Below are 22746 nucleotides of genomic sequence, written 5' to 3'. Positions count from 1 at the left end.
GGACCGCAAATCATCCGTTGCGGCCCATGGGTTCACTTGCTGCAATGCCAATGGGCCTGCCACTGCGTGCCATCATCCAGCCAATTACCATAATAACCACGCCTGACGCCAAAAATATCATGTCCCACATAAGCTGGTTCGGCCCCGAGTGGACGTGATGGATTCCGAGAATTTGGTGGTCGATGAGTCCTTCGACGAGATTGAATAGTCCCCAACCGACCAACATCCACCCCCATAGGACGCGAGACCCCCACACTTGACGCCGTTGCTGGGTGACGCGCGAATAGAGAATGCCAAGCCCGACCAGTACCGAGATCCACGTCACGGTATGAAAAATTCCGTCGCCTAGCGTGTTCATCTCAAGGCCGGGGACATCATTGACCGAGTACACATCGCTGAACATGTGGTGCCATTGAAGGACTTGGTGCAGGAGGATACCATCGAAGAAGCCCCCAAGGCCGATGCCTAGGATAATGCCCGGCGCCTGAACCGGCAAAGTTTCGCTGGATACTGACAAGTTTTGCCGCGCCATGGTCCTCTCCCTAATGATCAAGGATCAAACTGCAATTATGCTATGATGTTCCATGAGCTCAGCAGATTTGACTTTAAGCAAAGAACCCTGGCCGTCAGATAGAGAGTTGCAAAGCCGAGGCAGGCCAAAAGCAACTTAAGGATCTCGCTTCGAAGCTGCTGGCTTGCTCTCTGCTGTCAACGGCACGCGAGAGGGTGCTTGGTTTTGTCCGCTGAAACAATTGATTTGCCGGCAATCTACATCAGGCGTCAGCATCGCTTCTCTCGAGAGGAAGCGCTAGTACGGCAGCAAAACCGTCCGAGACTCTTTTGAAATTGAGTCCACCACCCAGTTTCAGCATCGCCATATCGACAATCGCCAGTCCCAAGCCGCTCCCCTCGCCGGCCGCTGCATGGCCTCGCTTGAATCGCTCCCGCACTTTGGTCAGCTCAGTCGGATCGATACCAGCACCATGATCGATTATCTCCAATTCGACGTTCTCGCCGTTTATCCGACTGTTTATCAGCACGACTGTGTTCGGCGGAGAGGACTGGACCGCGTTCTCGACAACATTGCGTAATGCCAGCCGCAGCAGGTTGGCATTTCGTACCCTCAGCTCGCCAACGTTCAGCTCATTGACGATCACCGCAACTTTTGCCCGGCTGCAAAGAGAATCGAGGTCGGTGATGAGTTCCGCGAACATGAGGGGGAAATTGACGGCTTCTAAATCGCTTCTTCGATCCGCAGAGTCGACGGACGCCATATCGATCAGTTGGCGGACCAGCCTTCCCGTTCGGTCCACGCTTTTCGAAATTTGCGAGAGAGCTTTTGCACGGACATTCTTGTCTTCACTGCGCAAAGCGACCTGCGCTTGCGTTTTTAGGCCGGCGAGAGGGGTCTTCAATTCGTGGGCCGCATACGCGATGAACGTCTTTTCGCGGTCGCGCGCTTCCTCTACGCGGCGGAAGAGAGAATTGAGCGATGTGAGCAACGGCTTGATCTCGCTCGGCGCTTTTGTTTCGCCGATCGCATGGAGCTCGTCGGCCGAGCGTCCTGCAATCAATGATGCTATCCGGTTGAGCGGCCTGAGACCCTGAGCAACGCTCAGCCAGATCAGTAGCGCCAGCACCGGAAGTATGGCAACAGCTGGGAATAGCTGCCCCTTGACCACATCGGCAACAAGGCGATCGCGGATTTCCAAACTGTCTCCTACCAATACCCTGACATTCAGCGTTGGATTGACGACAGCGTAAACGCGCCAACGCGCGCCATCGACCAGCGTTTCGCTGAAGCCGTCCTGATGGTCCGAGAGCGAGATACGTGGCGCGCTTTCCGAGCGACTGACGAGCTGGCCTTCGAGAGACCATATCTGGCAAGATAGCTGCCGCCGGTAATCGCCTTGTTCCGTTTCGAACGAAAGCGGGACATCGGTCGCGGTTGCCGCATTTACCGCTGCTGCGACATCGATATGGTGGTCCGTGATGAGCGAACTGACCATGCGAGCCGCCTCTGTCAAGCGCGCGTCCAGCACCTTTTCGACCTGATGTTGCACGCTGAAATAGGTCCACAGGACCGCGAGCAGCCACACGGCCCCCGTCGACGCAAGCAGAATGACGAAAAGACGCAGGCGAATGGACCGCATCATGAATTGCCCAGCCGGTACCCAACGCCGCGCACCGTCTCGATTGCGGCGCTGCCCAGCTTGGCTCTTAGTTTGTGGATGTGTACCTCGATCGTGTTGCTCTCGACATCTTCCTGCCAACCGTAAAGCCGCTGCTCCAGCGCTTGCTTGGAATGAATGACCTGCGGGCTTTCCATCAGTGCGTGAAGGATCGAAAACTCACGGCGAGACAAGCTCACCTCCGCACCGCCGCACTGGACCAACATGGAGGCCGGATCGAGTCTGAGGCCGCGAACGGTGAGCTCACTGCTGGCGCGCCCACCCGAGCGTCGTGTAATCGCTCTCAGACGCGCCGCAACCTCGTCGAGATCAAATGGCTTTCCGAGGTAATCGTCAGCACCTGCGTCGAGGCCGTCGATCCGATCGCCGACTTCGTCCTTTGCCGTCAGAAGCAGGACGGGGGTCGTATTGCCGGCGCGGCGAATTGTCTTGAGCACATCGAGGCCGGCCCCATCAGGCAGCATACGATCGAGAACGACAGCGTCGAAGGTGTCGTTGGCAAGCGCTTCTGTTGCGTCGGAGACAGTTGCGACACCATCCACGGCAAAGCCGACCAATTTCAGGCCTTCGCGCAGCCCGTCTAACAGAACCGCGTCGTCTTCGACCACAAGTATGCGCAATCACGCCTCCGTGAGTTGATAAGTCGTCGTGTCTCTCCGCTACTCACCTTAAGCCTGTCTTAAGCTCACGACGAGATCCCTGCCGCATAGATTGAACTGATAAAAGGAATGGTGGATGAGAATCGCCTCGTTCGTATTGGCAGGCATAGCGCTCCTGATAACCGCACTGGCAGCGAGTGCCACAGATGCGCCTTTGCCGATGGACGAAGCATTCAAGCCTTCTGTCGAACGCACCGCTGATGGACGGGCATTAGTCAGGTGGCAGCTTGCCGACGGCTATTATCTCTACCGCGAATACCTTGGCGCCAAGGATGATGCTGACAAGTCGCTCGATCTTCAAACAATGCCCGGCACCACAAAGGACGATCCGAACTTCGGAAGCACGGAGATCTATTACAAGTCCGCTTCAGCGACGATTTCCGACCCACCCAACTCGTTCCAGGTGACCTATCAGGGGTGTCAAGATCACGGACTTTGCTATCCGCCGACCACGAAATCCGTCAATATGACGACCCTGAGGATTGGAGACAGCCAAGCTTTTGCAGCGTTGAAGACAAATAGCGCGTCGCAGGTGTCTTCAGCCTTTTCTAAAATCGCTGACGAGCCGGATTTTACCCTTTCTGACGATCATGCCCAGACGATGATCGACCGCATGCTCGCTGACGGCGGGCTGACCCTGCTGGTTGCGGGCTTCGCCGGGTTCGGCCTTCTCCTCGCCTTCACCCCTTGCGTATTTCCGATCTATCCGATTGTGGCGGCTATGCTGGCGAGGGAAGGAGAAACGCTGACTGCCCGGCGGGGGTTCGTTCTCTCCTCATCCTATGTGCTGGCACTCGCCGGTGCCTTCGGACTTTTGGGCATGGCAGCCGCCTGGTCCGGCCAAAACCTCCAGATCGCTCTTCAATCGACCTATGCGGTCGGTGCGATCGCCACACTTTTCGTCATCTTGGCACTCTCGAATTTCGGGCTGTTCCACCTCCAGCTTCCGGCCAGCATCACAGCACGCATGGCGCCGACGCGAAAGCGCGGAGGGTCCGTGCCAGGCGCGATGATACTCGGGTTTTCATCCGCGTTGTTCATTGGTCCCTGCGTCACGGCGCCGCTCGCCGGTGCCCTGCTTTATATCGCGCGCACGGGCGACGTTGCAGTTGGGGCACTGGCGTTGTTTGCGCTGGGTATGGGCAAAGGTATTCCGCTTATCGTCATGGCAACCGCAGGCAGCAATTTTCTGCCTAAGGCGGGGGCTTGGATGGAGAATGTTCGCCACATCTTTGGATTTCTCTTCCTCGCAACTGCTCTTTGGTTGGCCTCACCCCTCTTTGCAGAAAGCCTCGTATTGCTGGGTTGGGCACTCTTGGCTCTTGCATTTGGGGTGTTCGTCTTTACAACAGCGACCGCCACACAACGCCCGGGCCTCGTCGTCTTGTCGCGGACAGCCGGCCTTGCCTCCATATTGTGGGGTGCTCTCCTTTTTGTCGGCATCGGTCTTGGTGCGACCGATCCACTGAACCCTCTTGCTCCACTGCGATCAGCAACTGGATCGGCATCTGTCGCTTCGATCGAGAAGGGTATGTTTGCCAAAGCCTCATCGACAAGCGAACTCATCAAACTGATCGACGAGGCCCCCGTACAGGAGCCAACGCTACTATATGTTACGGCAGACTGGTGCGTGTCCTGTCGCAGCATTGAACGTTCGGTCTTGCCGTCGCCGGAGGTCGCGCGCGCGTTGCAGGGTGTTCGCTTGGTAACCTTGGACATCAGCCAGCTCGACGCTGCAAAACAGGCAATGATGTCCCAGTTGAAGGTCATCGGGCCGCCGACGATGTTGTTTCTGGAGAGCGATCGGAAGGAAGCGGCGTCCACACGGCTTGTTGGGGAATTTTCGGCTGACGATCTCGCGGAAGCCGCGCTCAAGGCAAGGACCCTGAAATAATGGGTTCGGTTTCGATCGGCCCCTTCGCTTTCGATGCGCAGCGGCTCGCTGTAATCGTCGGAATTATTATTTTTCTGACGGTGGGCTCGTTGCTCTCTCGTCACAGGCCGCGGCTGAGTTCATGGACAACGGGAGCCGTTTTGACCGGGCTCGTTGGAGCCCGCGTCGGTCACGTGGCTTATCATTTTGCGAGCTTTGCCGAAGAACCCTGGCGCGTCTTTGCCGTTTGGCAGGGCGGATTTTCGTTCGCTGGCGCAGCAATCGGGGTTGCTGTTGGGATCGCGTGGCTAGCTGCGCGTTCTCTACGGGACGTCCCTTGGGCGGGTGGCGCGGTGGCGGCCGGGTTCTTCGCTTGGTTTGTCATCAACGCCCTCACAAGCAGTGGAATTGCGCCGGGGGCGCCGACCCAACCTTTCCAAGCTCTGCAAAACGCAAAGACGGTGGTACTTGCCGAAAGAATTGGCCGACCAGCGGTCATCAATCTCTGGGCGACCTGGTGCCCTCCTTGTCGTCGAGAGATGCCGATGCTCGCGGAGATGGCCGGTGACAATCCGGAGGTGGATTTCATCTTTGCCAATCAGGGCGAGAACCGGGAGGCAATCGAGCGCTATCTGCAAAGCGCAGGCATCAAGCTTGACGTCATCCTGCTCGATCCGTTTCTCGCACTGTCCCGCCACTATGGAGCTCAAGGCCTACCTGCAACGCTGCTCGTCAGAGCTGATGGAACGCTAGCGACGTCTCATCTGGGAGAAATCTCAAAGGAGTCGCTTTCGGAAGCGCTCTCGGACCTGGGGAAATGATCAAGGAACTTCAATGAACATTCTACTCCGCCCGCCACACCCGCGCAGACCGGTGCGTATCTTGACTGCCGCCGCGCTGGTAGGGCTACTTTCCGCTTGCGCTCAGACCTCGATGCATTCCACGCGCGTCCAAGCTGCTGCTGTCGATCCCGGAGTGCAAGCCATGTATGGCGCAGTTCAGGACGGCGACAGCCTTATACCCGCAGTGAATATTGCCAAGATGGACCCCAAGAATGTCCGCCAGATTGTCAACTACCGCACCAGCTACGCTCCTGGAACGATCGTGGTCGATCCTCACGCGAGGTTTCTTTACCTCGTCATGGAGAACGAAAAGGCGATGAGATATGGCGTCGGCGTGGCAAAGGCTGGTCTGGAATTTACCGGAGAGGCGGATATCGAGCGTAAAGCTCGATGGCCCGGATGGGTTCCGACGCAGGATATGATCAAGAGAGAACCGGATCGATATGGTCCCTTGGCCGACGGCTTGCCGGGCGGCATCGCCAATCCACTTGGAGCGCGGGCTCTCTATCTCTATCAGGATGGGAAAGACACTCTGTACCGCATCCACGGGACCAATGAGTCGTGGTCGATCGGCCAGTCCGTCTCGTCTGGCTGCGTGCGGCTGCTCAACCAGGACATTATCGATTTGCATAGCCGCGTTCCGAAGGGTTCCCGCGTCGTTGTGCTTGGACCGGAAGAATCCGGAAAAGGAGAGTTTTGATGTTTTCGCGAAGAGATCTTTTGACCACGAGCCTGGCAGTTGCTGGTGGCCTTATGCTTATGAACCGCAGTGTCGGGGCTCAGCAGATGTCGATGAACGAGGTTTTCTTCGACAAGGAGGCGCCAGTGCTTGGTAATCCCAAGGGAAAAGTCACAGTCGTCGAATTCTTTGATTACCAGTGCCCATATTGCAAGTCGTCTCACCCGATGGTGAACAAGGTCGTCAAGCAGGACGGTGACGTACGGCTGATCATGAAAGACTGGCCGGTTTTCGGAAACGCATCGATATTCGCCGCTCAAGCAGTGCTCGGCGCGGCCCAAATCGGAAAATATGAGATCGCCTTTGAAGCGCTGATGAAGACCAAAGGAAAATTGTCTGAGGAGATGGTCGAAAAGACCCTGACGGGAGCAGGCATTTCCATGAAGGAGATCGCTGTCGCTGTGAACAAGAACAACAAGAAAATATCCGGACTTCTGGACCGAAATTACAACCAGGCTCTGGGCTTCAATTTCGCGGGCACGCCGGCATTCGTGATCGGCAAGACGATTTATCCGGGCGTACTTGATGAAAAGGGATTGAAGGATGCAATTGCCAAGGCGCGCGCCTGACGTGTTTGACCAACTCGGCCAAGAGGAAGCCCATTGCTTCGACTAAGTTTTGAGCGGGTGAGGCGCTGCAGTGCACTTCCTCTCCTCTCCTCTCCTCTCCTATCTGTAAAAACTCGCAAGGCAGCGACGGAACATTTCTTGTCAAAAGCGGTTTCTCCGCTAGGAGGAAAGTAAGATGGCTTCGACCGCATCGCGTGTAAAACGGCATACATCGCATGAAGTGAATGAGTGGATTCGCAAGGAGACCGAGGATCGGCTGAGCTACTATGAAGTCCATCCGCATGAGATTGAGGCAAGGCTTCAACAACTTGATCAGGAATGGGACGTCGAGCGCACGTTGGAGGCCAACGCGTCCACGCTGGCCTTTACCGGTGTGATGTTGGCTGCCACGGTTGATCGAAGATGGCTGGCCCTGCCCACTGTGGTGACTGCGTTTCTGTTTCAGCACGCTGTACACCGTTTGGTGTCCTCCGCTTCCCATTCTTCGCCGTCTTGGTTTCCGCACCGCTGAGGAGATCGGTCAAGAAAGATACGCTCTTAAAGCCCTTCGCGGCGATTTTACCCAAGACGGTGGTGGAAAAATGTCGACGATATTGCGTGCTGTTGGCCTTCGGAAGTTTTTACCCGTCGAAACGCGTTGATTGGCGACCGACACCTTACGCGGCGTTTTAAAATTCACCGGGCGATTCGCGGTGCCGGCGATCGAGTTCCTCGCTGTAACGGCGCAACGTTTGACTTTCGCTGAGCTGCCCGACGACTTTCCGCTAAACAAGATCGTTTACGACTGCAAGCGCTTCACTCTGGGTCTTGTCAAACATCATCGCCGCCTGGCGTGCATTCATGTGCGGCTGCAGGACGTCGTTCTGAAACCTTGCAGAGTCCGTAATTCTATCTCCGCCCTCCTCGCGATCGACCAGTCCTGCGTATAATTCCGGTACAATGACCAGGCCCGCGTACTTGCCAGCATCGTCGACCAGAATGACCCTTTGGGCGGCACCAACTGGAAAGGCTTCCTATGCACGCGATCGACAAGTCCCTTTTGGAACTGGACATCAGCCTGGGCCGGTTGCTGGACACCATCGACGGTGCCCGCGATGTGCCGCTGATCTTTTCCTACGACGGCCGGCCGGTGAAGCCCGGCTACCATGTCACCGAGGTGAAAGCCGGTCAGTTCGCCGCGCTTGATTGCGGCGCCAACCCGGAAGCCTGGTCGGAAAACTTCTTGCAGCAGTGGGACATTGAGGAAGGCGACCGCACTCATATGCCAGCGGGCAAGTTCGCGGCGATCATCCGCAAGGTCTCGGAGCACGTAAAGCTAGATGGATCGGCGAAACTGACATTTGAGGTGAGCGATGGGATCCGGCCAATGCAGCTCTACTGCGGATCGATGCCAAGGCTTCGCGATGGCGCATTGCATGTTGAACTCGCGCCGCGTCCGGCAAGCTGCAAGCCGCGCGATCGTTGGCTTGAGCAGGAGAACCGGAAGACAACACAAGCATGTCGCGGACTGAGCGCCGCCGAAAACACATGCTGCGGATAAAGCCGCAGCACACTTGGCGTCCGCAAAATTAGAGGTCCGCAGCGCTATAGGGGAAAGGATGCTGACAGGAGCTTTGCCGGTACTGCGGGGTCGTCCGCATCGGTAACGAGAAGCAGGTCCAGCCTGTCATTTCCCATGTGAGCGCTAATGCCTTCCACCTTCTCTGGCTGTTCGAGCCGGTGCAGCGAGAGCAACTGCCCTGTCGTGTCGACGATCCCGATCGCGGCCCCCACGCAACGTCCATCCAGATACGCGTCGTCGGTGTCTTCCGCCACGGCGCAGAACACCACGTCGCCATTGGGTAGAGCCGCCGCATCGGTGATGCAGAGCGGAACGCCCTCGATCACACCGAGATTCACCCTCGTGATGGCGGATGGCGCAATCGCAGCGGTACCGGGACCTCGCACAGCCTCGAGAACCGGCAGCAGCGGATAATGGATGATCGCGTTTTCGATATGTTTCTTGTTGCCCCGCTGAAAAAGCAGGAATTCACCGCCAACCACGGCTGCTCCCTCGATGTTGAGGTCGGCAAACGCTTGAAGGAGTGGGCCAAGCAACGGCGCCATATCGACTTGCGCGGGTGAACCACTAACTGCACCTTGTGGATCAAGACCAAGAAGAACACCTCGTCCGCGGTTTGGCCTCGATGCCGACCCCAGAGACAGCAGAGCACCACACGGAAATTCTTCGAAAGCTGGAATGAACACGATCGCCTCCAGGTCCGGCTTTTGGCGTTTTCGATCAGCTTTGACGATGGGCAAGTCACCCGCAAATAGGCGGATCAAACGGCCCGGCTCATTGTCGCCCGCGGAAAATACACCAAGATATAGCTCGTCATCAGCCACGACATAAATGTGTGAGCCGACGCAGACCAGACCGCTCGCGGCGCTTATATAGGACGGCCGCGTATTAGGTCTTTCGGGAAAGACATCCAGTGTCCGTAGTTCGGTCGCGGTAATCATCCTATTTTGCTATCATTATGAACGCCCTGCATCTACCGGCTTAGACGCGAAATACGGAGGCCTTGAATGAAATCGGACAGCAGGCGCTGATTTCACGCCTTGAACGGATACGAACCAAGGCCACAAGCTTTGATTGACTAAAGCATTAATTTAATTGTTTTTTTTCCTGCTCCGGCGACTGCTAACGACAATCTCGTATCGTCTTGCCGAGAAGAGATCGAAAGAGCTTCACATAGACACGCGATTGGGGACGCGGAGCGTCTGCCTCCGGCGAAACCGTTCCGTCTACTCTCTTTCCCGACCAGTGCGAGTTGAATGATCCAGAGAGAAGGCGTTCGCCCACCTTATCCAAGATACCCTAGGACCACAGTGCAGACTTTATTGCGGGGCGAATTTTTTCGCGGTAGTTGTAAATAGTATTTGGGAGATACTTCAGGTGGGTAAGCCGCTATTTATTGGGATTGCCGTTCATAAGCCGCGTTATATGGCAACCCTTCCGGGAGTTTTGGAGGCCAACGACAGAATTTGCGCCTGGGCAGGACGGAACTATGATGTCGTTCAAATAGACGACAGGACAGCTCCCGTTACCGTCAACCGTATCCGGGAAACGCTAACGCCGAACCACGAGGACGAACCAGATCCTACACTTTTATTGGATCGTGACCGAATCGTAGTCTACTTCTGCGGGCATGGGATCGCTGCGTGGCCTGATCAGTATTGGATATTGTCGCCAGGCCCAAACCAGTCTCGCGATCGAATAAGCGCTAATGCCTTCCGTGACGTACTGGCGTCCTATGATCCTCTGCAGATCGCATTCATAAGTGATGCTTGCCGGTCGTCAGGAGTGCTTTCCGGGACAGGGGATCCGGTGGTTGACCGTCTCGAAGGCAGCTCCCGCAATCCGCAGAAGGATATTTTCTATTCCTGCCGAGAAGGAACCAGCTCCTTCGCAATGCCTGCGACAGGCGGCGAGCCAGCATATTTGATTTTCTCGTCCGTGTTGATCAAGGCGCTTTCGGCGCCGGATGGCGTGAATATTGATCCGCTGCTATCGCAACTGAACCGACATGCGGTAACGAGTCAAAGCCTGTCCGACTACCTCGAGGATAACGTACCTGCAGCCGCGTTGGGAGTTGACCGCCAACAGGCGCCACAGTGCGACCCAGGATTTCGGCCACTTAATCACATTTACGAAGAGTTTACACATTCAACTGCTCCGGATGATGATCCTGACAGTGATGGCCTCACCTTTGGCGACGATAATGTAGACTTCTACATATTCGATTTCGACCTTGAGGACGCTCTCGACTTCAGCGATAGTCGACCTGTGCAAGACGAGAGAGGCCGACAACCGTCAGGGAGCTCGATCTTCGGCGAAATGGCCGTGGCCCTTCGCAGGCAGTACCGGTCTCAGGAAGAGGAGCGTGTGGAGCGGGGCCAAGCAGAGCGGTTTGAGCTGTCCCGTTCGGAGTGGCGCGCGCCCCTAGTGAGACAGGTTGCGGAGGAGCTCGGCGAAGCGAGCCCCAACAATCCATCGGTTGCAATTGTCGGAAGCGGCCGGCCTAGCATTCTCCTTCAAGGCCGCCGACCGGCGCCGGTGCGCGGCCGGTTGAACGCGGAAATCCGCGGGTCGCGGGTCGATATTTTCAAGCTCGAAAACGTAATGCATCGGTCAAGCGAAACCGCTTGTCTGTGTTACGGCGACCGCTCGCTCAGCCTCGTTCCGATATTTGCGGATATGCACGTCGTGACATCCGTCCAGAATTTTGGTGACGAACAGGGCCTAGAATTTTTAAGCTGGATCCCTGTTTATGGTGACTCCGGTGACGACCGGCTGCTTCACTCCGCGGAGGCACTGAAAGGCCTCTCACAGGGATACCTGCGATCTGCGGACGCCAAAAAAATTGCAGGCCAAATACGGTATGCAAAGCACCTTGACCCGATGATGGGTATCGTTGCTGCCTATCTCTACAATACGGTCGGCGATATCGATAACATCCGGCGCATGGCCTATTATTACACGACCCATGACCAACCAATTCCGTTCGATATAGCCATGCTCGGGGGACTTGAGCTTATCCGCGGCGACCGTGGATTCTCGGCAGAGGTTCCTGCGGTCCCAAAAGCTCTTGAACAAGATCGAGGTGAGCCGAACTTTACGCAAGTCGCAACTCACAAAGCATTCGGGAACGTCGCTGGTCTAGCGCCTGTTCTCCGGGTGGGATGGCCCTATCTCCGCGAGAGCCGCCATCCGTTTCACAAAAGTTGCTGGAGATTCATCGACCATCTGGCGCCATCGCCGGTGACTACGTTCACCGGTCGCTCCGCCGTCAAATATATCACCGCTGCCTTCAGAGGAGATTGATCGTGAGACTAGTTTTTATTCATGGGATCAACAATGAATCGTATACGAGCGAAGACATCAAAGAGCGATGGTTATCGGCCCTTGAAAAGGGTTGGCAGGAACAGCAGCTCGCTCCAACCAGGAAGTTTACCGTCGACACCGCTTATTACGCAGACATCCTCGCGCAGGCCAGCGACGGAAAGAAGGCCGCCGTCGAAATGGGTGGCGGCGACGTAAGCTCCAGTCTAGCGATTGAATTTCTTAGGGCGTATGCCGAAGAGGCCGATGTCAGCGAAGAAGAGCTTCAGGCCGCAGCAATTGCTGAGGGCATTCCTCCGGAAGCCGTGGCCCAGGGTGTGCCCCACGAAGGATGGGTGATTGCCTTCGCCAAGGTCTTGGAGAGGTTGCTCCCGACAAAAGGGAAATATGTCGCAAGGCTGTTTCTGCGACAGGCAGCGATTTATATCGGCGATCCGGCATTGGCAGCTAAAATCGAAAGCACCATTGCAAAGCAGGTCTTTACCGGAAAGCAGGATCCGACCATCGTGATCGGTCATTCTCTGGGTTCGGTCGTGAGCTACAGGATGCTTGCGGGGCAGGCACTTGCGGGGCGCTCGTTTCCGCTTTTTGTGACAGTTGGATCGCCACTGAGCGTGGACATGTTCCGACCGATCCTCCCAAAACGGGGCCGGCTCCCGACGCCACCGATTGCGCGGTGGGTTAATGGTCGTAACAAGGAAGATTTCGTGACGATGGGTAAGGCCATCACAAAGAATTCAATCGGCTTCGAGGGCGTCGAAGACGTGACCGATATAATTGATAATGAAGACGACCGTCATGATATCTCTGCTTATCTTCGCAGTCCGAAAATAATCAGGGCGATTTTTGATGCAATTGAAGCTTGAGTCATGTGAGACGGAGTGGGCATCATCCGCTCTCATTTACGAACGTCATCTTGCCGGCGAACTGAGCCATGCGGTTCTATGACAGCCAGAGGCTGTAAGAAAACTCTTGCATGTCTGAATTTCCGACTTTATAGCTGGTCCATGTCCTAGTTCGCGACGGGAGTTTCATGTGTCAACGACAACCGCTACTCTTGGCAGTGTTACATTCCCCACGTCGTCAATCGAGGCGACGTTGCGCGCTGATCTGGTTGACGCGATCAAGAATGAGGCGGCGATGAAGGGGATTGTTCTGCCATCGTCTATCGCTGCTATTTCGAGCATGCCAGTTCCGATAGACTCGTTGGTTGTGGTATCGATCTTGTGCAATGTCGAACCCACACTCGGATTCCTGCTGCCCGACAAAGTCGTAAAATCGGGAGGATATTCATCGGTCGACGAGGCCATTCAGCAGCTGCTGCCGAAAATCGAAGATAGGTGGAAAAAACACAAAGGTATCAAGGTATGAAGAGTTCCGCGATAACTCAGGACGATGATGATGTCGAGCGGAGACGATTGGGGGAACGCCTTCGTGATTCTCGGAAATATCTTGGGTTGAAGCAAGAAGAGGTTGCTCAATATCTCAAGATCCCGCGAACCGCTCTGACAGATATTGAGAATGGCCAACGCAAGGTGGAGGCCATCGAACTCAGTCGTTTGGCGAAACTCTATCGCCAGCCTGTCGGCTATTTCACGGGTGAGGATAAGACAACATCAGAGCTTCCCGTTGATGTCGCCCATTTGGCAAGACGCGCTGCAGACCTGTCGACTCAGGACCGGGCGGAGCTCGGAAAATTTGCTGAATATCTGAGTTCGCGATCCCGAACGAGTAGGTGATATTGAATGGTCGCGCAAAACTATGCAGGGGCAGTGAGGGCAGGCGCAATGGCGGCGGCACGGATCCACCGGGATATGACCCTGAAAGAGACAATTGAAGCACGTGGCGGAAATGTCGACGTGTTCAAAGCGATCCATCAACTTGACGTGACGCTATTGCTTCGACCGCTCAAGGGATTGCTCGGCGCATTCTTAAATGAGCCATCCCCAGGCATTCTGGTAACGACGGAACGCCCCATGAGCATTCAGCGGTTCACCGCCGCTCACGAGCTGGGTCATTATATTATGAAACACGAGCCGAGTTTGGACGACGAGAGCATGTTGCGACGGATGCCGATTAATGCGCAACCGGCGTCTGACCTTCAAGAAGTTGAAGCGGATGCTTTCGCAACAGCCTTCATGTTGCCAGCATGGCTTTTGGGCTGGCACATGATGCGGCAAGGATGGACGGTCGAAAATTTCCGGCGCCCCAGTACGGTTTATCAATTTGCGCTTCGATTGGGCGCAAGCTATGAAGCTACTTGCTGGACGCTTGTTCGCAATAATCTCATTGATCGCAAACTTGCGCGCGAGCTGTTGCTGACCAAACCCCGAGAACTGAAGGCCGGCCTTTTGGAGCCTTATGAGCCCGAGAACTATCGCGGCGATGTCTGGTTGCTCACGGAAAAAGATGCGGACACCCGCATAGACGGTAGTCGCAATGATCATTTTGTTTTGCGGCTGAAAGAGCATAGCGGCGGCGGTTATCTCTGGGATATGGATCAGTTGAACGCGAGCGGATTTGCAATCGTGCGCGAGGAGCTGGAGGCTGTCGATGGCGACGGGGTTGGTGGGCCCGTCGTGCGCCGGGTCACCGCCCAGCCAACTTCCTCTTATCGCGGAACGATGGCGATTGACGAACGCCGACCCTGGGATCCCGACGACGCGCCCCTGACCTCTCTTGAGGTAGAGTTCGATCTCACAGGGCCTGAGGAGGAAGGGCTGTCACGGGCAGAACGTCGGGATTTGCTTGAGGCGGCATGAGCAATATCGTCATTAAAAAAGACCTGCGCGCCCTGTTTGGGCCGGCGCGAAATCAAGGCGCACGGCCTACTTGCCTCGCCTTCGCCACCAGCGACACCCACGCGGCCGCGCGCGGGGATTGGTCGCCGCTCTCCTGCGAATATTTGTTTTTCCAGGCGCAGCGGCGTTCGAGCCGTTTGTCCACGCAAGGCGCTCTACCGGCTGCAATCCTTGCCGCTTTGAAGAAGGTGGGGCAGCCCGAAGAAAGTGGCTGGCCATACTTGCCTAAATCGCCGGTGGACGAGAGTACATGGTACCCGCCTGGCACTGTTATCTCGCTTTACGGTCGCAACGGCCGCGGGATGCGGGCTTCGATCACTGACGTAATCGGTGGGATCGATCGAGGGATACCGCTGGTGCTTCTTTTGACGCTGTCTCCTTCTTTTTTCCGTCCCACGAGCGAAGCCATAGTCACGCCGGCGATCGGGGAGCAACCCGAGCCAGAACGTCGACATGCTGTCATTGCCGTGGCGCACGGCCTTGTCGATGAGAAGCGCTCCGTGCTGGTGCGAAACAGCTGGGGTCCGCGATGGGGAGCGTCTGGTTATGCTTGGCTCACAGAAGAGTTTTTAGGACCGCGCCTGTGGGGCGCGCTCGAGTTACTGGAGGACGTAGATGTATCTGGCAGTTCCGCCGCAGCCTGATTGCCAAACCGCGTGGCGTGAGGCCGTCCGTTTGGTCGATGCAAATCCAGGGCATGAAGCGCACAATGTAATCATTGATGTTGTTAACCCCGTAGCTGGGGCCGATCGCGCCAATCCGAAAATCGCTGTCGTCAATACCTTCCTTGAAAAGCACGAGAAGGCCGTCGAGGCCGTCGCAAATACGATCTTCCCGCAAAGCCTCTATTATAGCTTCGGCGCGCCGAAATTTTTTAAAGTCTTCGATGAAAAAGTTCTGTCGAAGGTGCGCAAGAACGACCGATGGTCGGGCTACTACTTCGAGCGGATGACCCACCTCCCTGGAGGAAGTGACAATTTGCCAAATCCGCTCTGGGACATCGTCAGACGAATTCGTGATCCTGACGTCACCGCTCTAAACAAGTTCGAGTTGACCATTTTCGATCCCCTCCGCGACATCGATGACTCGCCCTACGGCGGTCAGTGCCTGAGCTTTTTAAGCTTCAAGCTTGCTCAGAGTGGCAATCGGAAAAAGCTGAACCTCACTGTCATGTACCGAAACCATTATTACATCGAGAAGCTGCTTGGAAACCTGATCGGGTTAGGCAGGTTGATGGATTTTGTTGCCCGGGAAGGTGAGGTTGAACTCGGAAGCCTGACCGTGATCTCAACGCACGCTGTTATCGACCAGCCAGGCAAAACGACGAAGCGACCTGACATCGAGAAATTGCTTGCCGATTTTGACTCGGCGTAAGTTCGCGACGGCTGTGTAAATCTAGAAGGGCAATTCTAGAGTGACTCCCTGTCGGCTGGTGGCCGTGAGGCCGTAGATCTTGCGAAGACCGGAAATAAAGTCGGCCTGACCTCCGTAGCTGGGATGTCGCACGGTGGATACCGGAACGCTGATTCCGTCCAAAGCGAGGCCAGCGTCCCGGCCGATCGCGACGATCCTGCGGGGCCGGATCATCGAAATGAGCGCGGTCAGGAACGGCCATGCTATGTCGCGTTCCTTCCGAGTGTGGCATCGGTTCGAAAAGGGGTCGCCGGCTTCGTACGGGTGCAAAGGAAAGACGTTCCAGAGGACGGCGGGTTCATCGATCACCGACAGCATATTCCATACGACGGCCGCCGTTCGCTCTGCGACAACCGGACCGGTGGTCGCTCTTTCGAGCCTGACCCCTCCGAGTAGGCGGGATGCATCATTGAGATGCACTTCGTCCGTCAAAGGGACCCCGGTACGGCGCCCACCACGATAGCCAAGGTCCCGTGCGATCCAGATTGTATCGACATGAGCTTCCAACGCCGCCTCGAGACAACGTTCGAAATTGTCGCGACGGATCTGATCTGCATCGGCTCGATCATGCGTGGGGCAACATTCACGATAAGGATTAAAAACGTTCGGAAGCTCAAGTTCGGCCAGTGCGGCTGTGAAAGAGTGAGGTGTGATCACGGTAGCTCCTCGATCGTGAGGCGTCTCTGCGCAGTATCTATATGCAATAGCCCTCGGCGGTGTTCCCGTAGAAACCGGAAGGCTGCATATCCTTGGAGGATCGCGTCTTCCCAAAGCCAAAGTGGCACCGTCTCTACCTCATAGCCGCCGACGAACTGTCGGATGTGTTTGAGCAGGTCGAATGGCAGATCTCCCGCGCCCATACCAGAGAAAAGATTTAGATTCACAGCTTGGCCGAAAATCCAAGTCGTGACGCCTTCTTCGATCAGGATGGCGCGGGCACCGTCTTGTGCCTCATCGATCTTGGCTGCGCTTTTCCGCTTGAGCCTAAAAAGAGCGCGGATGACGGGGGACCAGCCAAGGGCAGCGACATAGGCGTAGTGAAAAACATCGTGAAAGCGGTAGTCATCGGGCGTCATCGCGTTGTCGGTGAGGCGGTCGCCTATATTCAAGCCGTTGCAACGTTGGAAAACATAGCGTCGCGCCCCGACTTCACGTTCGAAGATCTCGACGCGTAGATCGCGGGGGAGTTGCTCTTCGGGAACGGCCATACAATCGAGGAGATCCGGATGGATCTGTTCCGCCGGCCATCGGTCGTCAATCTTTGCTAAGTTCTTGATAGCGGCGGCTTCAAGCGTGGTGCCGGACTCACTGGCAGCCTGGACAAGATATCCCATAACGGTTTTCAGGCGCACCACGAGCGCCGGGTGGTCTTTCAAAAGGCGCCCCGCTTCATGGTCCGCCAACAGGCTGCCAACGGCGCCAGCCAATTGCAGCAATGTTCTCTCAAATGCCGGCGTCGGCTGCGTCCGGCGCGGCATGATCTCAGGCTGAATTGCCGAGAATGACAGCGTGCCCTTGTGAGCACTTCTCTCGCCGACGACGATTTCCGACAAGGGAATATTGGCCCGTTCGGCGACGACAGTCAGGTACCACAGGACGTCGCCAAGCTCTTCCGCGACCGCGCTTGCGTATCCAATATAGGAGGTTTGGTCCCGCTGCTTCTTCTTGACTTCACTCAGCAGGCTGCCGGTTTCTCCGAACAAACCCAACAGCGGGAAATTCATCGACCCCGCATCGCTTCGCTGATCGGTCCTTAGAGCCCTCACTGCATATTCATCGACTGACAGCGGGGTAAAGGCTTCGGTCATGATTTGCGCGTCCTGCGTCTGTCGGCAATAGACCCTGCCGGAACTGTGAAGCCGTACGCATCCAGGGCACGAAGGACAACCATGCGCAAAGGCTCGCGTGTCTCAGCGGATCGAATATCCAGCTGCCGCTTGGTTGAAGCGGGGATCAAAACCTGAAGATATTCTTCTTGCTCCTCATCAGAAGCAACCGCTGGATGTTTCATGAGACCATGATACTATCATTTCACGTAAACATGCAATCATGAGATCATGGCGTTGGAACAGTGGGAGGACATTTGTGTCAGAACGGGCCTTGTTTCTTCATTTGACCGACGTGCATTTGATGGCTTCGGGAAATCCCCTGCCCCGAGACGATCACAAAGTGAACATCCCGGGCATTACTCAAGACACTCGCGAGAGCGCTCTCGAGTTGATGTTGAGCCGCCTTGCGGAACGCTTGCGCAAGGACGTACTCCAACTTGATGGCGTTCTCTTTTCGGGCGACGCTCAGGACAAAGGCGAAGCAGGCGGGCATAAGATCCTGTTCGAAATGCTGATAAAGCACTTGGCTGGCTTGGGGATTACGCCGGCAAACATTGTGGCCGTTCCCGGCAATCACGACGTCGTGCAAGATTCTGCTCCCGGCTCGTCGCAGCGTTACGAGCAATTCTTGCAGACTTGGCGTTCCGAGGGATGTGTGACACCGTGGCTGGATGGGATCGATGAGGCCCCTACCGATGGCGGAGCTCATATGCTGCTGGCGAATGATTTCACCTGGGCCGCATTCCCGATCAACACGAGCAACTGGTCTCAAGTTAGCTCAATTCTCCCAAAGCCCCTATCCGATGTCTGGGAGACTATTCCCGCCCTGCTTGCGCCTGATAATCCAGACATGGAGATAACCTTGCGCAAACAACTCAACGGGCTGGCGAGATATGACATGGCGAGGGTGTCGCCCAATCAATTGGAAGTTCTGCGCGAACAAATCGAAGGCGCTCCCAAGCCCCTGGCCGGCCAACAGCTTCGCATCGGTGTTCTTCATCATCACATTCGTGCGCCTTCGCTAAGAGAGGAGCTGAAGCCGTTCGCCGACTTTTCAAATCTGGAGCAACTTCGTGCTTTCTTACGCGACCGCCGGATTTCTGTGTTGATTCATGGCCACAAACATGAATACGCCATGCAGTTCGAACATCTCTACGAGCAAGACTCCGACGATGTCTGGAAAACCTTGGTTATCTCCGGGTCGACATTCGAACCCGGACGGGAGACGGACGCGGCGCGGCTTATTTCAATTTCCGGCATGCCATTTAACCCGTCCATTTCGATCGAACCGATTTCCCTCGTCCGCGGTGGTGTCGATACAAAGCCAACCGCAATGGCGTCCAGGCGAATTTGGAACCACAAATCAGTTCCCGGCGCCCCAATTGTCATCCAGGGAACTGACATTGATGAGGTCTATAATCGGGCGTGCGAGGCAGCCGGTTCAGAGGCGAAAGAGGGTACGTTGATTGTCCATCTTGACCTTCCAGTCTCCTTTCCCGGCTCGCTTCCATTGCCAAACGAATATCCCATTGCAGAGCCCTTAAACGACAACGAACGGCAACAGTGGCTGAAGGAACTTGTCGGGTGGTGGCAGTTGGATCGATCGGGTCTCGATCACCGGATGCCATATGTGCACGGTGGGCGGCTTCGACGGTTCGGGGGCAAGATCGATCAGATAACCCGTATCAAAAGCCTCCTTCGTGAGAAAGCAAGTACGCGTGCACTGGCTGTCCTGATAGACCCTTTCCGCGACTTCACCATCGATGGAAAAGGCGAAGAGTTCGCATCATTCTGTCTCGTTGAGTTCAAGCGACGCGATCTCAGTGACGGGCGTGTAGAATTAGATGCGATTGCCTTCTACCGAGCCCAAGAATTCGCTCGGTGGTGGCCTATCAATGTTGCCGAGCTTCGTTTTCTCCAGTGGGAGATTTGCGGTGACCTAGGCTTCAAACCGGGTCGTATCACCACTATTTCCGCCGATGCTCGAACGCATTCGCGTACGCCGACGCAAGTGGCCATGCCAATCATCGACCGATGGCTGGATCAGGCTCCAGAACGCCTCCACCTTCTCGCGATATCGCTGGGACAAAAACGCATCGATGGAGCGTCACAGGCGCAAGCGGTTGCTGGCTGGAAAAGAACGCTCGACGACCTTCAAGCCGCGGCTGATACCTTCAATCCAGACGGAATACCGACCCCAATTGAGGGACTTCAACTTCTGGCCACTTATCTTCGCGTCTCAAATGATGGGGATATACAAATCGCCGAGGCCGCAGTGCTAATCGAAGATCTGGCCGATAAGAACCGGGCGTATGAGCGCGGGGCGAAAAACAAACCCGATTTCGACAGCTGGGCGCCTACGGTGAGACGGTTGGTCCAACGACTTCGCGAATTTACCGAATCCCGCTCAGAGCACGGGAGCCCAAGCTAGGGGTTCCAGGATGCAATGACCATGTCCACTTAACGGGCTTCGCAAGCCCGAAAGAACGAAGCGATTTTGGGATGTTCGATCTTGCGCAACAGGTCCGGACGGCGCCTGCCGAAATGCTGGTAGGCTGCCGCAGCCATGTCGCTTTCCTCGAGCCTCATCAACTCTGCCGCGAGTTCCGCATCGGTTAGCCTCGGCTCCATCCATTTCAGTCGGAGAACCTTGAGGGCTTCCCGAAGGAATTCATCGTCGAATTGGTCGAGATCGGAAATTTGGTTTCTTGAATCGGATCGCACTTGCTCCTCAACCGCGAACCATTTCTGGAGTACGCTATCGAGATCGGCCCACATGACCGAAAGCGGCAGACTTCGAATTCCGAAATCATAAGGTGAAATGCCATGGAACTTCGAAACAATGTCTGGAGCCATTTTGAAGTGCCGCTCGTATAGATGGAACGACGCCGCAAAAAAAGTCGCCGTTCCCACCCGGGTGTTTGTCCAGCCCGCTAGGAGCTCATGCAGCACGCTCCACTCGAAAGCGTTCGCTCCAGAGAAACCCCACATCGCATCATTGCTTCGGATGGCGATGCTCATGTTAAGCCGACCATCACGAATGAGCCATCCGATCCAATTGTTGCATGGAATATCGAGGCTCGCTGCATAATCGAGCTCCGGATCGAAGATACTCATGACTGCCCGCCGGGTCGAAGGATCATTGAGCAACAGCTTTCGGACCTCATCGAGCTGATCAGATCGACCGCGCCAGTTGCGAAGTCGCGGCCCATATCCGGCACGCCACGTTTTTCCATCATCAGAAAAATCCGGGGCGCGCGGCAGATAGTGAGAAAGCCAGGCAACATCGTTTCGTCCTGCGACGATCCAGATCGACTCGGCAATCTGGGCAAAGCAGTCGTTGAGGCGGCCGGGGAGAAATAGAAACCGTTCCAAGGGTCGCTCAAGGACGGTAACCTGATTGCAGATTTCGCGGGTCAGCTGCCCTCTCACGGCAATCTCGTCGCCTTTTTCCATAATTTCGGCGAAACTGCCGGGTGCCGCAAAGCTGATATTTCGATAGATGGGTGACATGGACCACAAGACTCGCGCTGGACTCTGTTTGCCATAATCTGGATAGTCGCACGGAATTCTACAACCTTAATTGTATAATGGTTTTGCTCAGATGCTTGTTACCGCGCCGACTTCCCTCGACGAACTGGCCAAGTACATTCACCCATTCATGGCGTTAGCCGGCGAGAAGCGTTGGATCAAGCGCCTCGATCAACTGGCCACCGACAAGGACGCATCTTATTTCCGGTGGAAAATTGTCTCCGACTATCATTGGTTAGAAATGGCCATCGGATTTCAAGCTGAAGTCTTTGCGAAGGAAGGCAAGCTTCGTCCGGATCTAGTCGACGAGCTCATCATGGCATCTCTCAATTTCGCAGCGGTAACTGTGGAGATCCATTCCCAACTATCGCCCAAGGGACGACAGGTGCTTGAAGGGCGTTTACGCGATGCTTTGAAGGCGGAAAACGGTTTTGCCCCCGTCTATCTGGAATTCGATCTTGCCCAGCGTTTAATGGATCACGGTTACGACGTTGAGTTCGCAGATATTGAAGGACGAGCCCAGTTCGATCTCCTCTTTCGTAGAGGTTCGTTTGCTGGCGAAGTCGAATGCAAGAGCCTTTCCGCGGATGCAGGGCGGTCAATTCACAGGAAGGATTTCTACCGCTTTATGGAGTCAATCGGTCCAGCATTGACGCAGCACACGGTGTTGAAGCAGCGAGAGGTCTTGATCGTCACGCTTGACTCCCGCCTGTCATCGAACACGGCCGAGCAGCGCGATCTTAGACGGGCCTGCGAAACAGCTTTACTTCCGGGGGCACCAACGACAATCTCCGGTCCGGGATTTCAATTGCTTCGGACATCTTTCGGGATTCCTCTAAGCGGCGTCATCGACCAGAAAACCATATATCAGTATTTTAAAAAGGAACTCGGCCAAAATATCCATATTTCTGGCGCGATGGGGGAGGATTTTGGCTGCTTCTTGGTCATGCGAAGCAATCGTGAAGACGACACTTCAAAACCGTTGCTTGAGGCGATGCGGAAGGCAGCAAGCCAGTTCACCGCGACGCGTCCAGGGTTCATTGCTATCCAAGAGCACGGCATCGAGGCCGCTGATTTGATGCTGCCCCACATCCGGCGACGCATGGGGATCTTGTCCTATGCCCTTTTCGGCCACTATGGCGCATCGCATGTCAACGCGACCTACGTCTCCGGATTCGGAGCAATCGTCTTGCGCAATGGTTTGGTGGGCACGCCAGCCTTTAGTATCCCAAATCCTCAACCAAAATTTTCGGTGCAGGCAGCCGATGCAGAACCTTTTCTTGGAAGCGATCTCACGGATCAGGAATATGCGGACTTCATAGGCGCTCCCCTTCCGGCTCCTGACATTTCTTTTCTACCTGTTGAGCATGTGCCTCCTCCCGAGCAGGCTGGTTGAGCTCATTCAAAAGGCAG

General features: G+C 55.7%; 21 protein-coding genes and 2 pseudogenes. 15 read left to right on the top strand and 8 right to left on the bottom strand.

The features are described from left to right. Window positions 1-10: 10 nt before the first annotated feature. The 3 genes from DXT96_RS24905 to DXT96_RS24895 all read right to left on the bottom strand — a co-directional run bounded on the left by DXT96_RS24905 (window position 11) and on the right by DXT96_RS24895 (window position 2812). Window positions 11-532 (bottom strand): DUF2243 domain-containing protein, encoded by a 522-nt coding sequence (locus tag DXT96_RS24905; RefSeq protein WP_153516922.1) that lies wholly within the window; start codon window positions 530-532, stop codon window positions 11-13. 241 nt (window positions 533-773) lie between these two features. Further along, window positions 774-2156: an ATP-binding protein gene (locus tag DXT96_RS24900; protein ID WP_246670646.1), complete on the bottom strand. Its 1383-nt coding sequence runs from the start codon at window positions 2154-2156 to the stop codon at window positions 774-776. Continuing rightward, complete coding sequence (locus tag DXT96_RS24895; protein ID WP_153516921.1) at window positions 2153-2812, bottom strand: response regulator; 660 nt, start codon at window positions 2810-2812, stop codon at window positions 2153-2155. The genes DXT96_RS24900 and DXT96_RS24895 overlap by 4 nt, the downstream gene beginning before the upstream one ends. Window positions 2813-2927: 115 nt before the next feature. On the opposite strand from DXT96_RS24895, the gene dsbD reads away from it, so the two are divergent. The 5 genes and pseudogenes from dsbD (at window position 2928) to DXT96_RS24870 (ending at window position 7515) form a co-directional block, all read left to right on the top strand. Further along, window positions 2928-4745, top strand: coding sequence for a protein-disulfide reductase DsbD (gene dsbD / locus DXT96_RS24890; RefSeq protein WP_153516920.1), 1818 nt, complete (start codon window positions 2928-2930; stop codon window positions 4743-4745). Beyond that, a complete protein-coding gene (locus DXT96_RS24885; RefSeq protein ID WP_153516919.1) occupies window positions 4745-5545 on the top strand; it encodes a TlpA disulfide reductase family protein in 801 nt (266 codons plus the stop codon). The genes dsbD and DXT96_RS24885 overlap by 1 nt, the downstream gene beginning before the upstream one ends. A gap of 163 nt (window positions 5546-5708) precedes the next feature. Beyond that, complete coding sequence (locus DXT96_RS24880) at window positions 5709-6266, top strand: L,D-transpeptidase (RefSeq protein ID WP_371418997.1); 558 nt, start codon at window positions 5709-5711, stop codon at window positions 6264-6266. After that, window positions 6266-6874 (top strand): DsbA family protein, encoded by a 609-nt coding sequence (locus DXT96_RS24875; protein ID WP_210251605.1) that lies wholly within the window; start codon window positions 6266-6268, stop codon window positions 6872-6874. Before DXT96_RS24880 ends, DXT96_RS24875 begins: the two co-directional genes overlap by 1 nt. A gap of 175 nt (window positions 6875-7049) precedes the next feature. Beyond that, window positions 7050-7515 (top strand): annotated as a pseudogene (locus tag DXT96_RS24870) (hypothetical protein). 27 nt (window positions 7516-7542) lie between these two features. On the opposite strand, the pseudogene DXT96_RS27435 reads toward DXT96_RS24870, so the two are convergent. After that, window positions 7543-7887: pseudogene (locus DXT96_RS27435) on the bottom strand (chloride channel protein); the annotation flags it as partial. 2 nt (window positions 7888-7889) lie between these two features. On the opposite strand from DXT96_RS27435, the gene DXT96_RS24860 reads away from it, so the two are divergent. After that, window positions 7890-8414 carry a DUF6428 family protein gene (locus DXT96_RS24860; protein WP_153516916.1) on the top strand — a complete coding sequence of 175 codons (525 nt, stop codon included), beginning with the start codon at window positions 7890-7892 and terminating at the stop codon, window positions 8412-8414. Window positions 8415-8458: 44 nt separating this feature from the next. Here the strand turns inward: DXT96_RS24860 and DXT96_RS24855 are convergent, their stop codons facing one another. Continuing rightward, complete coding sequence (locus DXT96_RS24855; protein ID WP_194287742.1) at window positions 8459-9376, bottom strand: hypothetical protein; 918 nt, start codon at window positions 9374-9376, stop codon at window positions 8459-8461. Window positions 9377-10244: 868 nt separating this feature from the next. Between DXT96_RS24855 and DXT96_RS24850 the strand changes: the two genes are divergently transcribed. From DXT96_RS24850 to DXT96_RS24820, 7 genes are all read left to right on the top strand, one after another. Continuing rightward, the gene (locus DXT96_RS24850; protein ID WP_371418996.1) at window positions 10245-11741 is read left to right on the top strand and encodes a hypothetical protein; all 1497 of its coding nucleotides are present in this window, start codon (window positions 10245-10247) and stop codon (window positions 11739-11741) included. Between the two features lie 2 nt (window positions 11742-11743). Continuing rightward, window positions 11744-12625, top strand: coding sequence for a hypothetical protein (locus DXT96_RS24845; RefSeq protein ID WP_153516914.1), 882 nt, complete (start codon window positions 11744-11746; stop codon window positions 12623-12625). 169 nt (window positions 12626-12794) lie between these two features. Beyond that, window positions 12795-13130, top strand: coding sequence for a hypothetical protein (locus DXT96_RS24840; protein WP_207903414.1), 336 nt, complete (start codon window positions 12795-12797; stop codon window positions 13128-13130). Beyond that, window positions 13127-13498, top strand: coding sequence for a helix-turn-helix transcriptional regulator (locus tag DXT96_RS24835; protein ID WP_153516913.1), 372 nt, complete (start codon window positions 13127-13129; stop codon window positions 13496-13498). Before DXT96_RS24840 ends, DXT96_RS24835 begins: the two co-directional genes overlap by 4 nt. Window positions 13499-13504: 6 nt before the next feature. After that, window positions 13505-14521, top strand: a complete 1017-nt coding sequence (locus DXT96_RS24830) for an ImmA/IrrE family metallo-endopeptidase (protein WP_153516912.1) — start codon at window positions 13505-13507, stop codon at window positions 14519-14521. Then, on the top strand, window positions 14518-15204 hold the full coding sequence (locus DXT96_RS24825; protein WP_153516911.1) for a C1 family peptidase: 687 nt from the start codon (window positions 14518-14520) through the stop codon (window positions 15202-15204). The genes DXT96_RS24830 and DXT96_RS24825 overlap by 4 nt, the downstream gene beginning before the upstream one ends. Then, a complete protein-coding gene (locus DXT96_RS24820) occupies window positions 15176-15934 on the top strand; it encodes a hypothetical protein (RefSeq protein WP_210251602.1) in 759 nt (252 codons plus the stop codon). Before DXT96_RS24825 ends, DXT96_RS24820 begins: the two co-directional genes overlap by 29 nt. Window positions 15935-15955: 21 nt before the next feature. Here DXT96_RS24820 and DXT96_RS24815 read toward each other — a convergent pair whose 3' ends face one another. Continuing rightward, the gene (locus DXT96_RS24815) at window positions 15956-16630 is read right to left on the bottom strand and encodes a uracil-DNA glycosylase (RefSeq protein WP_371418995.1); all 675 of its coding nucleotides are present in this window, start codon (window positions 16628-16630) and stop codon (window positions 15956-15958) included. Continuing rightward, a complete protein-coding gene (locus DXT96_RS24810) occupies window positions 16627-17781 on the bottom strand; it encodes a nucleoside triphosphate pyrophosphohydrolase family protein (protein ID WP_153516910.1) in 1155 nt (384 codons plus the stop codon). The genes DXT96_RS24815 and DXT96_RS24810 overlap by 4 nt, the downstream gene beginning before the upstream one ends. Before the next feature lie 277 nt (window positions 17782-18058). On the opposite strand from DXT96_RS24810, the gene DXT96_RS24805 reads away from it, so the two are divergent. Further along, the gene (locus DXT96_RS24805; protein WP_194287741.1) at window positions 18059-20233 is read left to right on the top strand and encodes a metallophosphoesterase; all 2175 of its coding nucleotides are present in this window, start codon (window positions 18059-18061) and stop codon (window positions 20231-20233) included. A 29-nt stretch (window positions 20234-20262) separates the two neighbouring features. Here the strand turns inward: DXT96_RS24805 and DXT96_RS24800 are convergent, their stop codons facing one another. Next, complete coding sequence (locus tag DXT96_RS24800) at window positions 20263-21315, bottom strand: thymidylate synthase (RefSeq protein WP_153516908.1); 1053 nt, start codon at window positions 21313-21315, stop codon at window positions 20263-20265. Between the two features lie 91 nt (window positions 21316-21406). Here DXT96_RS24800 and DXT96_RS24795 point away from each other — a divergent pair, with 91 nt between their 5' ends. Further along, a complete protein-coding gene (locus DXT96_RS24795; protein ID WP_153516907.1) occupies window positions 21407-22729 on the top strand; it encodes a hypothetical protein in 1323 nt (440 codons plus the stop codon). The last annotated feature ends 17 nt before the right edge of the window (window positions 22730-22746 follow it).

The organism is Agrobacterium sp. ICMP 6402, from assembly GCF_009498615.1.
Taxonomy (GTDB): Bacteria; Pseudomonadota; Alphaproteobacteria; order Rhizobiales; family Rhizobiaceae; genus Agrobacterium; species Agrobacterium burrii.
This window is presented reverse-complemented; position numbering and strand designations above follow the sequence as displayed.

Excerpts from the sequence above, each read along its gene's own strand:
- DXT96_RS24795 (WP_153516907.1), top strand. The coding sequence starts at position 21,407 with ATGCTTGTTACCGCGCCGACTTCCCTCGACGAACTGGCCAAGTACATT.
- dsbD (WP_153516920.1), top strand. The coding sequence starts at position 2,928 with ATGAGAATCGCCTCGTTCGTATTGGCAGGCATAGCGCTCCTGATAACC.
- DXT96_RS24860 (WP_153516916.1), top strand. The coding sequence starts at position 7,890 with ATGCACGCGATCGACAAGTCCCTTTTGGAACTGGACATCAGCCTGGGC.
- DXT96_RS24885 (WP_153516919.1), top strand. The coding sequence starts at position 4,745 with ATGGGTTCGGTTTCGATCGGCCCCTTCGCTTTCGATGCGCAGCGGCTC.
- DXT96_RS24875 (WP_210251605.1), top strand. The coding sequence starts at position 6,266 with ATGTTTTCGCGAAGAGATCTTTTGACCACGAGCCTGGCAGTTGCTGGT.
- DXT96_RS24855 (WP_194287742.1), bottom strand. The coding sequence starts at position 9,376 with ATGATTACCGCGACCGAACTACGGACACTGGATGTCTTTCCCGAAAGA.
- DXT96_RS24835 (WP_153516913.1), top strand. The coding sequence starts at position 13,127 with ATGAAGAGTTCCGCGATAACTCAGGACGATGATGATGTCGAGCGGAGA.
- DXT96_RS24880 (WP_371418997.1), top strand. The coding sequence starts at position 5,709 with ATGTATGGCGCAGTTCAGGACGGCGACAGCCTTATACCCGCAGTGAAT.
- DXT96_RS24825 (WP_153516911.1), top strand. The coding sequence starts at position 14,518 with ATGAGCAATATCGTCATTAAAAAAGACCTGCGCGCCCTGTTTGGGCCG.
- DXT96_RS24830 (WP_153516912.1), top strand. The coding sequence starts at position 13,505 with ATGGTCGCGCAAAACTATGCAGGGGCAGTGAGGGCAGGCGCAATGGCG.
- DXT96_RS24820 (WP_210251602.1), top strand. The coding sequence starts at position 15,176 with ATGTATCTGGCAGTTCCGCCGCAGCCTGATTGCCAAACCGCGTGGCGT.
- DXT96_RS24900 (WP_246670646.1), bottom strand. The coding sequence starts at position 2,156 with ATGATGCGGTCCATTCGCCTGCGTCTTTTCGTCATTCTGCTTGCGTCG.
- DXT96_RS24800 (WP_153516908.1), bottom strand. The coding sequence starts at position 21,315 with ATGTCACCCATCTATCGAAATATCAGCTTTGCGGCACCCGGCAGTTTC.
- DXT96_RS24905 (WP_153516922.1), bottom strand. The coding sequence starts at position 532 with ATGGCGCGGCAAAACTTGTCAGTATCCAGCGAAACTTTGCCGGTTCAG.
- DXT96_RS24810 (WP_153516910.1), bottom strand. The coding sequence starts at position 17,781 with ATGACCGAAGCCTTTACCCCGCTGTCAGTCGATGAATATGCAGTGAGG.